We start from the raw sequence: 14,284 nt of genomic DNA on the forward strand, positions 1-14,284 counted from the left end.
AAGAATATGCATGGGAACAGACAAAAAACGGCGCCGCAGCGCCGTTCGTTTAGAGCAGGCTGCGATCAGCCCAGTTGCGACAGCATCGTTTCGGCGCTCGAGACGTCGAAGCCGCCCTGCTCCACGTTCAGCTGCGTGACGACGCCGTCTTCGACGACCATCGAGTAGCGCTGCGAGCGCGTGCCCATGCCGTGCTTGGAGAAATCGGCATCCAGGCCCAGCGCTTGCGAGAATGCGGCATTCCCGTCGGCCATCATGCGCACGATGCCGGTCGATTTCTGGTCGCGGCCCCAGGCGCCCATGACAAAGGCGTCGTTCACCGAGATGCACCAGATTTCGTCGATGCCCTTGGCCTTGAGGGCGTCGGCGTTCTGGACATAGCCCGGCACGTGCTTGGCCGAGCAGGTCGGCGTGAATGCGCCCGGCAGGCCGAAGATCGCGATTTTTTTACCTTGCGCCAGTTCGCTGACCTGGAAGGTGTTCGGACCGAGCGCGCAGCCTTCGGTTTCGGTCTCGATGAATTCGGCCAGGGTGCCTTCCGGCAGGCGGTCGCCAATCTTGATGGTCATGAAATTCCTTAGTGTGGTCGTGCCAAAACCTCAAGTATGCCGGAAACGAACGGTTCCTGCTGACAGCCCCTTTTCCGGTCCGCCCTCTGATCTTGCATATTCAAACGTTTGCTTGCAAGATGGCGGGCATCTCTTTGCCCGGCTTCCAGATGAACAACCAGAACTACCTTCCCGACGTGAAGGCGCAATACGAGCAGCTGCCCTACCCGCCGGTCGATCCGCTCGACGAACACCGGCGCCTGCAGCGTACCTGGCTCGAAGACCTGCCGATGATCAACCACTACTGCTTCGGCGGCAGGCAGCGCTTCGACCAGGGCTTCCGGGTGCTGGTGGCGGGCGGCGGCACCGGCGACGCCACGATTTTCCTCGCCGAGCAGCTGCGCGCGACGAATGCCGAAATCGTTCACCTTGACCTCAGCATGGCCAGCATCAGGCTGGCGCAGCAGCGCGCGCAGATCCGGCGCCTGACCAACATCCGCTGGGTACATGATTCGCTCCTGAACATCCCGCAGCTGGACCTCGGCCGCTTCGACTACATCAACTGTTCCGGCGTGCTGCATCACCTGGCCGATCCGGATGCGGGCCTGCGCGCCTTGAAGAGCGTGCTGTTGCCGCACGGCGCGATCGCATTGATGGTGTACGGCGCCATCGGCCGCACCGGCGTGTACCACATGCAGCAGTTGCTGCGCCTGGCGAACGGCGGCTGCAGCGAGGCGGAAAAGATCGGCCAGGCCAAGGAAGTGCTGGGGGCGCTCCCCAAGGGCAACTGGTACGGCCGCGCGGGCGACCTGTACGGCGACAACGACACCGACGCCGGCATTTACGACTCCCTCCTGCACACCCAGGACCGCGCCTATACGGTCGAAGAGCTGCACGCCTGGCTGGGCGACGGCCACGGTTTCACCATCGAACTGTCGGACGTGGGTCGCGGGCGCTTCCCTTACCTGCCCGAGCTGACGCTGGGACTCGAAGCACGCCAGCTGCGCGCGCGCCTGCCGGCCATGAGCGAACGTGCGCGCCACGCGATGTCGGAACTGCTGATGGGCGACATCACGCGCCACACCATGTACATGACGCCCGGCGCGCAAGCCAGGGCGCCCTACGGGCAGGCCGACTTCATCCCCTTCTACTTCCATGAGCCGCTCGACCCGAAGATGCTGGCGCAGATGTTCGCGCCGAAGAACGGCGCGCCCACCATGCTCGCCCATCCGCACCTGGGCCTGAAGGCGGCGGTCGACGCCGGCAGCTATTCAGGTCAGGTGCTCGGCCTGATCGACGGCATGCGCAGCTTCGGCGAGATTTTCGAGCTGGTGCGGGCCAGTGTGGCCAAAGCGGCCGGGCACGGACCGGTGCCGGACGACGCCACCCTGTTCGCCGACTTCGCGCCGGTCTACGGGCTGCTCAATGCGATCGAGCGGCTGCTGCTGCGGCATGTCAGCTGCCGCTGAAACCTGCTGCATCGTGCATTGGATTGCATCCGTGCGTTGAACGCGTGGACGGCAGAGCCGTTCATCCTACGAGTAGCGTCGGCCCATAAAAAAAACCGGGACCGGAGCAGCGCTCCGGTCCCGGTTTTTAACGAAACCGTATAAAACTTAGTCGGCTTGCTTGCGCAGGAAGGCCGGGATGTCGTAGGTCTCGACACCGTTGCGCTGCATGGCCTGCACCTGCTCCGATGCCTGCTCGCGGCGCCACACGGCCGGCTGCTTCATGCCGACGTCGTTGCCGGTGGTGGCGGCGTGGCCCATGTGGACGCCGGCGGTGACCGCCGCGGTGCCGGCCATCATCGGCGCATTGTAGGTACCGGTGCGCAGCACCTGCTGCGGCTGCACCAGCTGCATCTTCTGCGCCTTGCCCAGGCCGGTCGCGACCACGGTCACGCGGATCTCGTCGCCCATCGCGTCGTCGTAGGCGATGCCTTGCGCGATCGATGCGTCAGGGGCGGCAAAGGCGCGCACGGCGGCCATGACTTCCTTGATTTCCTTACCCTTCAGGCCACGCGATGCGGTGACGTTGACCAGCACGCCCTTGGCGCCGGACAGGTCGATACCGTCGAGCAGCGGCGAGGCGACGGCCTGTTCGGCGGCCAGGCGCGCGCGGTCCACGCCGGAAGCGGTCGCGGTGCCCATCATGGCCTTGCCCTGCTCGCTCATGATCGTCTTGACGTCGTTGAAGTCGACGTTAATGTGGCCCGGGACGTTGATGATCTCGGCGATACCGGCGACGGCGTTGTTCAGGACGTCGTCGGCGTGCTTCATCCAGTCGAGCATCGATTCGTCTTCGTAGATGTCTTCGAGCTTTTCGTTGAGGATGATGATCAGGGAGTCGACGTGCTTCGACAGTTCTTCCAGGCCGGCTTCGGCCACGTCCATGCACTTCTTGCCTTCGTACGAGAACGGCTTGGAAACCACGGCCACCGTCAGCGCGCCCATCGTCTTGGCCACTTCGGCCACGATCGGTGCGGCGCCGGTGCCGGTGCCGCCGCCCATGCCGGCGGCGATGAAGACCATGTGCGCGCCGCGCAGCGAGTCTTCGATGCGCGAACGGGTCTGCTCGGCCAGCTGGCGGCCGACTTCAGGACGCATGCCGGCGCCGAGGCCCGATTCGCCGATCTGGATGATGTTGTCCGCACTCGATACCGCAAGCGCCTGGGCATCGGTGTTGGCGGCGATGAACTCGACGCCCGACACGCCTTTGTTGATCATGTGCTGCACCGCGTTGCCGCCCGCACCACCCACGCCGACGACCTTGATCACCGTTCCCAGTGCTGCGTTATCGACCATATCGAACTCCATGATGTGACTCCTATTTTTCAAATTGCACTATCCATGCACCAAACCTCACAAGGTTATCAGGCCTGGCGCTTGGATACTGCTAAGTATTTATAAAAAATTGTGTTTTGTACCGAATCAAAGACGTTTATTGAACGCGCTCGTTGCTACTCAGAAATTCCCTAAGAACCATTCCTTCATTCGCTGCCAGACTGCCTTTACCGAGCCATCCTGACGCGTCACGATATGGCCCCGCAAATACTGCTTTTTCGCTTCCATCAACAGGCCGAGCACGGTCGCGTAGCGCGGGCTGCGCACCACGTCGGCGAGCTGGCCGCGATAATCCGGCGTGCCCAGGCGCGTCGGTTTCAGGAACATGTCTTCGGCCATCTCGATCATCCCCGGCATCATCGAGGTGCCGCCGGTCAGCACGATGCCCGACGACAGCACGCCTTCGTAGCCGGACTCGCGCACCACCTGGTGCACCATCGCGAACAGCTCTTCCACGCGCGGCTCGATGACGGCGGCCAGCGACTGGCGCGACAATGCGCGCGGACCGCGGTCGCCCAGCCCCGGCACTTCCAGCGTTTCGCCCGGATCGGCCAGCACCTGCTTGGCCACGCCGTAGCGCAGCTTGATTTCCTCGGCTTCGCCGGTCGGGGTGCGCAGCGCCATCGCGATGTCGCTGGTGATCTGGTCGCCGGCGATCGGGATCACCGCCGTGTGGCGGATCGCGCCGTCGGAGAACACCGCGATGTCGGTGGTGCCGCCGCCGATGTCGATGATGACGACGCCGAGTTCCTTTTCGTCGTTGGTCAGCACCGCGTCGGCCGAGGCCATCGGCTGCAGGATCAGGTCCGACACTTCCAGGCCGCAGCGGCGCACGCACTTGACGATGTTCTGCACCGCCGACACCGCGCCGGTGACGATGTGCACGCGCACTTCCAGGCGGATGCCGCTCATGCCGATCGGCTCGCGCACGTCTTCCTGGTTGTCGACGATGAACTCCTGCGGCACCGTGTGCAGCAGCTGCTGGTCGGTCGGGATGTTGACCGCCTTGGCCGTCTCGATCACGCGCGCGACGTCGGTGGCGGTGACTTCCTTGTCCTTGATCGCGACCATGCCGCTCGAGTTGAAGGAGCGGATATGGCTGCCGGCGATGCCCGCGTAGACATTCCGGATCTTGCAGTCGGCCATCAGCTCGGCCTCCTCGAGCGCGCGCTGGATCGACTCGACGGTGGCCTCGATGTTGACCACAACGCCCTTCTTCAATCCCTTCGACTCGTGCTGACCGAGGCCGATCACCTCGTGGCGTCCGTCGGACATCACTTCGGCCACCACCGCCACCACCTTCGAGGTGCCGATGTCGAGGCCGACGATCAGGTTTTTCGCGTCTTTTGTCATTGCTCGCCTGCTTAGATGTTCTTTGTTGTCTTGTTAGTCGGAGTTTTTGTTTTCTTCTTTGCCGCCGCCTTCACAGGCTTGGTGGCGTCCGCCGGCACACTCAAGGCCGCGGAAGACAGCGCCAGTCCGTTCGGATAGCGCATGTCGATCGTATCGATGCGGCCTTCCTGCAACCGGGCGACCAGCTGCGGATAGACCCCGACCAGGCGCTGCACGCGCGCCTTGACCGCATGTTTGTCGTGCTCGCGGCCGAGCTCCACGCTCATGCCGTTGTCCAGCTTGACGGTCCAGGCATAGCGCGAGGACAGCAGCAGTTCCTGCGGCACCAGCTTCACCGGCGCGAACCAGGAACGCAGTTCCGAGAAGCGCGCCAGCACGTCCTTCTCGCTGCCGGCCGGCCCGACAAAGGCCGGCAGCTCGTGGTCGTCGTCGGCCTCGGCCAGGTTGGCGGTGAAGACATCGCCTTTCACGGACAGCAGGCGTCCTTCGTTCCAGGTGCCGAGCGCTTCGTGTTCTTCGACTTCCACGATCAGGCCGTTGGGCCACTCGCGCCGCACCGTTGCGCGGCGCACCCACGGCACCGCCTCGAAGGTGCTGCGCACCTGTTCCAGGTCGGTGGTGAAGAAGTTACCGCGGATCTTGCCCAATACGCTGTTCCGTACCGTCAGTTCGTTCACGTGCTTGAGGTCGATACGGTAGATGCTCTCGATGCGCACTTCGCGCAAGGTGAACATCGGCCGCTGCGACAGCCACCACACGCCCGACGCAATAGCGGCGAGCAGCGTCGCCGCCAGCAGCGTGCTGGCGGTGGCGTTGAGGGCGCGTGCGTCATGCCACATAGGTCAGCCTTGTGCCTTCACCATCTTGCAGCGCGCCGAACGCAGGATCTCGACGCACAGTTCTTCGTAGCTGATGCCTTCCGCGCGCGCCGCCATCGGCACCAGCGAGTGGCTCGTCATGCCGGGCGAGGTATTTACCTCCAACAGGAACGGGCGCATGTCGCGCTCGCGCACCAGCACGTCGACCCTTCCCCAGCCTTCGCAGCCGAGCGCGCGGTAGGCGTCCACCGCGTGCTTCTGGATTTCGGCCGTCAGCTCGGCCGGCAAGTCCGCCGGGCAGTGGTACCGGGTGTCGTCCGTAAAATACTTGTTCTGGTAGTCGTAGTTGCCTTGCGGGGCGACGATCTCGACGATCGGCAGCGCGCGCGCATTCTTGCCGCTGCCGAGCACGGCGACGGTGAACTCGCGGCCGGTGACGAATTCCTCGGCCAGGATGACCTCATCGAAACCGGCGGCCAGGGCAACAGCCGCTTCGAACTCTTCCGCCTGTTCCACCTTGGTGATGCCGATGGTCGAGCCTTCGAGCGGCGGCTTGACGATCAATGGCAGACCGAGTTCGGCCACGATGGCGTCGAGGTCGTCGCCCGGCGTCACGGTGGCGTAGCGCGGGGTCGGGATATTTTTCGACAGCCAGATGATCTTGGTGGTGATCTTGTCCATGCCGACCGACGAGGCCATGACGCCGCTGCCGGTATAGGGAATGCCGAGCTGTTCGAGGGCGCCCTGCAGGCTGCCGTCTTCGCCGTAGCGGCCGTGCAGCGCGATGAAGACGCAGTCGAATTCTTCGGCGGCCAGCTCGGCCAGCGAACGTTCGGCCGGATCGAAACCGTGGGCGTCGATGCCGCGGCTTTTGAGGGCTTGCAGCACGCCGGTGCCGGACATGATGGAAACGTCGCGCTCGGCCGAACGGCCGCCGAACAGCACGCCGACCTTGCCGAAATTGGTAATGGTGTCGCTCACGATGGAACCTTTTGTTCAGATGTCAGGAGATTTGGTACACCGCTGATCGAGCCAGCACCCATGGTCAGCACGACGTCGCCGTCCTTGACCGCCTGCAGGATCGCGGCCGGCATCTCGGCGATCGTTTCCACGAAAATCGGTTCGATCTTGCCGCCGGCGCGCAACGAACGCGCCAGTGCGCGGCCGTCGGCGGCGACGATCGGCGCTTCGCCGGCCGGATAGACTTCGGCCAGCAGCAGCACGTCGGGGCTCGAGAGCACCTTGACGAAGTCTTCGAACAGGTCGCGCGTGCGGCTGTAGCGGTGCGGCTGGAAGGCCAGCACCAGGCGCCGGCCCGGGTACGCAGCGCGCGCCGCCGCCAGCGTGACCTCGGTCTCGACCGGGTGGTGGCCGAAGTCGTCGACCAGGGTAAAGCTGCCCCCGCCCTCGATCGCCACCTCGCCATAGCGCGTGAAGCGGCGGCCGACGCCGCGGAATTCCAATAAACCCTGCGCGGTGGCGGCGTCGTCGATGCCGATCTCGCGTGCGATCGCAATCGCCGAACAGGCATTCAACACGTTGTGCATGCCAGGCTGGTTGAGCACGAATTTGGTGTCCGGATAGCCATCCTGGCGCACCGTGAAATGCATGTGCACGCCGTCGGCATAGGCGTCCAGCGCGCGCACTTGCGCGTCTTCCGCGAAGCCGTAGGTGGTGACCGGTTTCGTCACCTGCGGCAGGATCGAGCGCACGTGCTTGTCGTCGATGCACAGCATCACGCGGCCGTAGAACGGCAGGCGGTGGGTGAAATTGACGAACGCCGCCTTGAGCTTTTCGAAGTCGTGCTCGTAGGTTTCCATGTGGTCGGCGTCGATGTTGGTGATCACCTCGATCATCGGCGTCAGGTTCAGGAACGATGCATCCGACTCGTCGGCTTCGGCCACGATGTAGTCGCCGGTGCCCAGCTTCGCATTCGCGCCGGCGCTGTTGAGTTTTCCGCCGATGACGAAGGTCGGGTCCAGCCCGCCCTGGGCCAGCACCGACGCCACCAGGCTGGTGGTGGTGGTCTTGCCGTGGGTGCCGGCGATCGCGATGCCGCGCTTCAGGCGCATCAGTTCGCCCAGCATGATTGCGCGCGGCACCACCGGAATCTGCGCGCCCCGCGCGGCCATCACTTCGGGATTCGCTTCATTGACGGCGGTCGAGGTCACGACCGCGTCGGCGCCGAGGATGTTGTCGGCATGGTGGCCGAGATAGACGCGCGCGCCCAGGTCTTTCAAACGGTGGCTGGCCGCATTGCTGCCCAGGTCCGAACCCGAGACTTTATAGCCGAGGTTGAGCAGCACCTCGGCGATGCCGCTCATGCCGCTGCCGCCGATGCCGACGAAGTGAATATGCTTGATCTTGTGTTTCATTGTTCTTGTTTATTTCTTTGCCAGTTGTTCGAGCACGTCCGCGATTTCCTGATTGGCGTTGCGCTTGCCCACGCCATGCGCCGCCTGCGCCATCGCCAGGCAATCGGCGCGGCTCGTCGTTTGCAGCAGCTGCGCCACGCGCTGCGCCGACAGTTCGCCCTGCGCCAGGTGGATCGCCGCTTGTTGTTTGTCCATCCAGACCGCGTTGTCGCGCTGGTGACTGGTGGTGCTGGCGACGAACGGCACCAGCACGCTGGCCACGCCGGCCGCCGTCAGTTCCGACACGGTGATCGCACCGGCGCGGCAGATGACCAGGTCGGCCTGCGCATACGCCGCCGCCATGTCGTCGATGAAGTCGACCACGTTCGCTTCCACGCCGGCCTGCTTATAAGCCATGCGCAAGGCGTCGATGTTCTTCTTGCCCGACTGGTGCGTCACGACTGGACGCACGTTGGCATCGATCAGCGCCAATGCCGCCGGCACGCTGTCGTTCAGCACCTTCGCACCCAGGCTGCCGCCCACGACCAGCACCCGCAAGGGGCCGCTGCGGCCGGCGAAACGCTCGGCGGGCAACGGCAGGTCGAGGATCGCCTGGCGCACCGGATTGCCGGTGACGACCGCCTTGCCCGCGGCATTGCCGAAGTCGGCCGGGAAGCCGAACAGCACGCGGCTGGCCAGCGGGGTCAAGGTCTTGTTCGACAACAGCAGCGCCGCGTCGGCATTCACCAGCGCCAGCGGAATGCCGCGCGTGCGCGCCATCATCCCGCCCGGCACCGTGACGTAGCCGCCCATGCCCAGCACGACGTCGGGCTTTCTCTTGCCGAGGTAGCGCAGGCAGGCCGCGAACGAGGCCGCCATCTTGAAGGCACCGGTGATCGTGTGCTTGATACCCTTGCCGCGCAGGCCGGCGAAGTCGATGGTGTCCATCTCGATGCCGTGTTTCGGCACGAACTCGCGCTCCATGCCGTGCGCGGTGCCGAGCCAGGTGACGGTCCAGCCGCGCTCGCGCATGGTCTGGGCGATCGCCACGCCGGGGAAGATGTGGCCGCCGGTGCCGGCGGCCATGATCATCAGCTGTTTTGGCGCCGTCATTTGGTCCGCCCTCCGCGCATCTGGATGCGGTTCTCGTAATCGATGCGCAGCAAGATCGCCAGGCCGATGCAGTTGATGACCACGCCCGAACCGCCATAGCTCATCAGCGGCAGGGTCAGGCCCTTGGTCGGCAGCAGGCCCAGGTTCACGCCCATGTTGATGAAGGTCTGCACGCCGATCCAGATGCCGATGCCCTTGGCGGCGAGGCCGGCGAAGAACTGGTCGAGCGCGATGGCCTGGCGGCCGATATCAAAGGCGCGTTTTACGAGCCAGTAGAACAGCGCCAGCGTCACCAGCACGCCGACCAGGCCGAGTTCCTCGCCGATCACGGCCATGATGAAGTCGGTATGCGCTTCCGGCAGGTAGTGCAGTTTTTCCACGCTGTTACCCAGTCCCACGCCGGCGATCTCGCCGCGGCCAAAGGCGATCAGCGAGTGCGTCAACTGGTAGGCCTTGTCCAGCGCATTGTCTTCCTGCCACGGGTCGAGGTAGGCGAACATGCGCGCGCGGCGGAATGGCGACAGCGCGATGATCGAAGTGAAGATGACCACCAGGATCGCGCCGATGCCGCCGAACCAGATCATGTTGAAGCCGCCGAGGAACAGGATGCCCATGGCGATGCAGACGATGACGCCGAAGGCGCCCAGGTCGGGTTCGAGCAGCAGCAGCATGCCGACCACGCCGATCGCCGCCGCCATCGGCATGAAGCCCTTGGTCAGCTTGTGCATGTACTGCTGCTTGCGCACCGTGAAGTCGGCCGCGTACAGCACCGCGACGATCTTCATCATCTCGGACGGCTGCAGGTTGAACACCTTTAAAGACAACCAGCGCCGCGCGCCGTTCACCACCACGCCCACGCCGGGAATCAGCACCAGGATCAGCAGGATCAGGGTGCCGACGAACATCAGCGGCGCCAGCTTTTGCAGCGTGGCGACGGGGACGCGGAAGGTGACGTAACCGGCCAGGATCGCGGCGCCGATAAAGGCCATCTGGCGGAACAGGAAGTATTCGTGGCGCCCTTCCAGGTAAGAGAACTTGGGCGAATCGGGCAGCGCGATCGAGGCCGAATACACCATCACCATCCCGAACAGCATCAGGATCAGCGTGACCCAGACCAGCGGCTGGTCGTAGTCCATCATCTTCGAGGGACGCGCGCGCTCGGCGACGGCGTCCTTGTCCTTCGATGGCGAAAATTTAAAAGGGATCTGGAAGGCCATCAGAGCTCCATCCCTTTATCCAATGCGATCTCGCGCACGGTGTCGACGAACACCTGCGCGCGGTGCGCGTAGTTGGTGAACATGTCGAGGCTGGCGCAGGCGGGCGACAGCAGCACGCTGTCGCCGGCACGCGCCAGGCCTGCCGCGCGGCGCACGGCGCGCGGCAGGTCATCGAGGTCGAAGCACGGCACGCCGGACGGTTCGATCGCCGCTTTCAGGGCCGGCGCATCCTTCCCGATCAGCAGCACGGCGCGCACGTAGCGCGACACCGGCTCGGCCAGCGGACTGAAATCCTGGCCCTTGCCGTCGCCGCCGGCGATCAGCAGGATCTGCTGGTCTTCGCCCGTGAAGGCTTTGCCGAGGCCCTGCAGCGCGGCGACGGTGGCGCCGACGTTGGTACCCTTGCTGTCGTCGTAGTAATCGATGCCGTCGATGGTCGCAACCAATTCGACGCGGTGCGGTTCGCCCGCGTAGTCGCGCAAGCCGTGCAGCAAGGGCGCGAGCGGCAGGCCGGCGGCGCGGCACAGGGCCAGCGCAGCCAGCGCGTTGGAGGCGTTGTGCAGGCCGCGGATTTTCAGGGCATCAGCCGGCATCAGGCGGCTGACCGTGATCTCGACCGGCTCCGCCATCTCCCCTTTTTTCAGTTTCTTTTCGCTCGCCTCGCCGGCAACCGCATTCGCCAGCCACAGCACGCCGCGCTCGTTGACGAGGCCGAAGCTGCCCGCCTCCTGCGGTTCGCCGGTGCCGAAAGTGATCTGCGCGACGCCCGGCGCGGCCATGCCCATGACGATGGCGTCGTCGCGGTTCAGCACGCGGGTGGTGTCCTGGCCGAAGATGCGCGCCTTGTCCGCCGCGTACGCCGTCATGTCGCCATGCCAGTCAAGGTGGTCCTGGGTGATGTTCAGTACCGTCGCCGCATCGGCATTCAGGCTGAAGGTCGTGTGCAGCTGGAAGCTGGACAGTTCCAGCACCCAGGCTTGCGGCAGTTTGTCTTCGGCGAGGGCTTCGCGCAGCACGTCCAGCGCCGCCGGGCTGATGTTGCCGGCCACGCGCGTGTCGAAACCGGCGCGGCGGCACAGCAGGCCGGTGAGACTGGTCACCGTGGTCTTGCCGTTGGTGCCGGTAATGGCGATGACTTTCGGCGCATAGCCACGTTCCGCCTTCAGCGCGGCCAGCGCTTGCGCGAACAGTTCGATCTCGCCCCAGACGGGGATGTTCCCTGCCTGCGCGGCCGGCACGATCGCGGCCAGTTCCTTGTTCGGCGCCAGGCCCGGGCTGACGGCGACGAAGTCGACGCCATCGACCAAGGCGGCGGTGAATTCGCCGCCAATAAATTCGGCATCCGCCACGGCGGCGCGCAGGGCCGGCAAGCGCTGCGGTTCGCCGCGCGTATCGGCCACGCGCACGCGCGCGCCGCAACGATATAACCATTGCGCCATCGCGAGCCCGGATTCGCCGAGCCCCAAGACCAGGGCGAGTTTGCCTTCGTAGTTCATCAACGCAGCTTCAAAGTGGACAGACCGACCAGGACCAGCACCATCGTGATAATCCAGAAGCGGACCACGACCTTGGTCTCCTTCCAGCCCTTTTGTTCGAAATGGTGGTGCAGCGGCGCCATCAGGAACACGCGGCGTCCGGTACCGTAGCGCTTTTTCGTGAACTTGAACCACGAGACCTGGATGATCACCGACAGCGTTTCGGCGACGAACACGCCGCCCATGATGAACAGGACGATTTCCTGGCGCACGATGACGGCGATGGTGCCGAGCGCGCCGCCCAGGGCCAGCGCGCCGACGTCGCCCATGAACATCTGCGCCGGGTGCGCGTTATACCAGAGGAAGGCCAGGCCCGCCCCTGCCATCGCGCCGCAGAAAATCAGGAGTTCGCCGGCGCCGGCGATGTGCGGGATGAACAGGTACTTCGAATAGGTGACGTTACCGGTGAGGTAAGCGAACAGTCCCAGCGCGCCGCCCACCATCACGGTCGGCATGATGGCCAGGCCATCGAGGCCGTCGGTGAAATTCACAGCGTTCGAGGTGCCGACGATCACGCAATAAGTCAGCGCGATGAAGCCCCAGACGCCCAGCGGATAGCTGATGGTCTTGAAGAACGGGACGATCAGGTCGGCCTTGGGCGGCAGGTCGAGCGAGAAGCCCGACTGCACCCAGGCCCAGAACAGCTGGCCGACCTGCCATGGCGTCGGCGCCGAGACCGAGAACGCCAGGTACAGCGAGGCGGCGATGCCGATCAGCGACATCCAGAAGTATTTTTCGCGCGAGCGCATGCCTTCCGGGTCCTGGTAGACCACCTTGCGGTAATCGTCGACCCAGCCGACGGCGCCAAAGCCGAGCGTGACGATCAGCACCGGCCAGATCAGGCGGTTCGACAGGTCGCACCACAGGAGCGTGGAAATCGCGATCGAAATGAGGATCAGCACGCCGCCCATGGTCGGGGTGCCGTGTTTTTTCAGGTGGGTTTGCGGGCCTTGCGTGCGCACCGCCTGGCCGACCTTCATCTCGGTCAGCTTGCGGATGACGGCCGGGCCCGTAAACAGGCCGAGCGCGGTCGCGGTGATCGTGGCGAACACCGCGCGGAAGGTAATGAAGTTAAAGACGCGCATCGGACCGATGTAGTCCTGCAGGTATTGTGCGAGCCAGAGAAGCATTAGTGGGCGTCCTTGCCAGTGTGTGTGGATCCGATCAGGTGAGCGACGACGCGTTCCATCTTCATGAAGCGCGAGCCTTTCACCAACACAGTTGCATCAGAATTGCCGCCCAGTGCCTTGTCCAGTGCTGCCAATACGTCCTCGAACTGCTCAAAATGTTGTGCCCCGTGCGCCGTCAGGTAGCGCGACAGTTCACCCGTCGCCAGCACCGTCTCGATGCCGCGGCTATGCGCATACGCGCCAATCTCTTCGTGGAACTCGCGTCCCTGCGTGCCGACTTCGCCCATGTCGCCCACCACCAGGATGCGCGGCGCCGGATAACTCGCCAGCACGTCGATCGCGGCGCGCATCGAATCCGGGTTGGCGTTATAGGTGTCGTCGATTACCAGCGCGCCGTTGGCGGCCTGCTTGCGCTGCAGGCGGCCGCCCACCGGTGCAAAGGCTTCCAGGCCGCGCACGATCGTGCCGTGTTCGATGCCCGCCGCCAGCGCGCAGGCAATCGCCGCCAGCGCGTTGCGCACATTGTGCTCGCCCGCCGCCGCCAGTGTCAGGTCAAACGCGCCGCCCGGGACTGTCACTTTCAAATTGTTACCGAATCCGCTGCTGACGTACAACGCGCGCACGTCGCAGGCGTCCGACAGGCCGAAGGTGATGCTGCGGCAGTGCGACGCTAGCCCCTGCCACAGCGCCGTATACGTGTCGTCGCCCGGATAGACGGCGACGCCGTCCGCCGGCAAGGCGGCGAACACCGAACCGTTTTCCTGCGCCACCGCTTCCACCGTGTGCATGAATTCCTGGTGCTCGCGCTGGGCGTTGTTGACCATGGCGACCGTCGGCTGGGCGATCGCCGCCAGCCGTGCGATTTCTCCCGGATGGTTCATGCCCAGTTCGACCACGGCGGCGCGGTGCGCGGCGTCCAGGCGCATCAGCGTCAGCGGCACGCCGATCTCGTTGTTCAGGTTTCCCTGCGTGGCCAGGCGCGCCTGTTCGCCGAATACGGCGGCCAGGATGGACGCGATCATTTCCTTGACGGTCGTCTTGCCGTTGCTGCCGGTGACGCCGATCACCGGAATCGCATACTGCCGGCGCCAACTGTTGGCGATCTGGCCCAAGGCCACCAGGGTGTCCGGCACCACGATCGCCGGCAGGGTCCAGCCTTCCGGCAGGCGCTCGGCAACCACCGCCGCGGCGCCGTTGGCGGCCACTTGCGGCAGGAAGTCGTGGGCGTCGAACGTCTCGCCGCGCAATGCGACGAACAGCGCGCCGGCATTCGCCGTGCGGCTGTCGGTCGAGACCTTGTCGAAGCTGGCATCGGCAGTCATCTGCGAGCCGGGCATCGACGCGATCAATTGGGCGAGCGTACCGCGCATAGT

The 14,284-nt window shown here is 64.8% G+C and carries 12 protein-coding genes; 1 reads left to right on the forward strand and 11 read right to left on the reverse strand.

From position 1 onward, the window contains the following. Positions 1 to 65: 65 nt before the first annotated feature. Positions 66 to 569, reverse strand: coding sequence for a peroxiredoxin (locus AC56LG_RS03620; RefSeq protein ID WP_497164762.1), 504 nt, complete (start codon positions 567 to 569; stop codon positions 66 to 68). A gap of 119 nt (positions 570 to 688) precedes the next feature. Between AC56LG_RS03620 and AC56LG_RS03625 the strand changes: the two genes are divergently transcribed. Continuing rightward, positions 689 to 2,017, forward strand: coding sequence for a class I SAM-dependent methyltransferase (locus AC56LG_RS03625; protein WP_497164763.1), 1,329 nt, complete (start codon positions 689 to 691; stop codon positions 2,015 to 2,017). 147 nt (positions 2,018 to 2,164) lie between these two features. On the opposite strand, the gene ftsZ is transcribed toward AC56LG_RS03625, so the two are convergent. The 10 genes from ftsZ to AC56LG_RS03675 form a co-directional block, all read right to left on the reverse strand. Continuing rightward, complete coding sequence (gene ftsZ / locus AC56LG_RS03630) at positions 2,165 to 3,364, reverse strand: cell division protein FtsZ (RefSeq protein WP_497164764.1); 1,200 nt, start codon at positions 3,362 to 3,364, stop codon at positions 2,165 to 2,167. Between the two features lie 147 nt (positions 3,365 to 3,511). Then, complete coding sequence (gene ftsA / locus AC56LG_RS03635) at positions 3,512 to 4,744, reverse strand: cell division protein FtsA (RefSeq protein ID WP_192049809.1); 1,233 nt, start codon at positions 4,742 to 4,744, stop codon at positions 3,512 to 3,514. Positions 4,745 to 4,755: 11 nt separating this feature from the next. Then, positions 4,756 to 5,583, reverse strand: coding sequence for a cell division protein FtsQ/DivIB (locus AC56LG_RS03640; protein WP_497164765.1), 828 nt, complete (start codon positions 5,581 to 5,583; stop codon positions 4,756 to 4,758). 3 nt (positions 5,584 to 5,586) lie between these two features. After that, positions 5,587 to 6,543 (reverse strand): D-alanine--D-alanine ligase, encoded by a 957-nt coding sequence (locus AC56LG_RS03645; RefSeq protein ID WP_497164766.1) that lies wholly within the window; start codon positions 6,541 to 6,543, stop codon positions 5,587 to 5,589. Next, complete coding sequence (gene murC / locus AC56LG_RS03650; protein WP_497164767.1) at positions 6,540 to 7,937, reverse strand: UDP-N-acetylmuramate--L-alanine ligase; 1,398 nt, start codon at positions 7,935 to 7,937, stop codon at positions 6,540 to 6,542. The genes AC56LG_RS03645 and murC overlap by 4 nt, the downstream gene beginning before the upstream one ends. Positions 7,938 to 7,946: 9 nt before the next feature. Then, positions 7,947 to 9,029 (reverse strand): undecaprenyldiphospho-muramoylpentapeptide beta-N-acetylglucosaminyltransferase, encoded by a 1,083-nt coding sequence (gene murG, locus AC56LG_RS03655; RefSeq protein WP_497164768.1) that lies wholly within the window; start codon positions 9,027 to 9,029, stop codon positions 7,947 to 7,949. Further along, positions 9,026 to 10,246 carry a putative lipid II flippase FtsW gene (gene ftsW / locus AC56LG_RS03660; protein ID WP_497164769.1) on the reverse strand — a complete coding sequence of 407 codons (1,221 nt, stop codon included), beginning with the start codon at positions 10,244 to 10,246 and terminating at the stop codon, positions 9,026 to 9,028. Before ftsW ends, murG begins: the two co-directional genes overlap by 4 nt. Next, a complete protein-coding gene (murD, locus tag AC56LG_RS03665) occupies positions 10,246 to 11,742 on the reverse strand; it encodes a UDP-N-acetylmuramoyl-L-alanine--D-glutamate ligase (RefSeq protein WP_497164770.1) in 1,497 nt (498 codons plus the stop codon). Before murD ends, ftsW begins: the two co-directional genes overlap by 1 nt. After that, a complete protein-coding gene (gene mraY, locus AC56LG_RS03670) occupies positions 11,742 to 12,911 on the reverse strand; it encodes a phospho-N-acetylmuramoyl-pentapeptide-transferase (protein WP_497164771.1) in 1,170 nt (389 codons plus the stop codon). Before mraY ends, murD begins: the two co-directional genes overlap by 1 nt. After that, complete coding sequence (locus tag AC56LG_RS03675; RefSeq protein ID WP_497164772.1) at positions 12,911 to 14,281, reverse strand: UDP-N-acetylmuramoyl-tripeptide--D-alanyl-D-alanine ligase; 1,371 nt, start codon at positions 14,279 to 14,281, stop codon at positions 12,911 to 12,913. Before AC56LG_RS03675 ends, mraY begins: the two co-directional genes overlap by 1 nt. Positions 14,282 to 14,284 lie beyond the last annotated feature (3 nt).

The organism is Telluria sp. ZB2R32, from assembly GCF_059685715.1.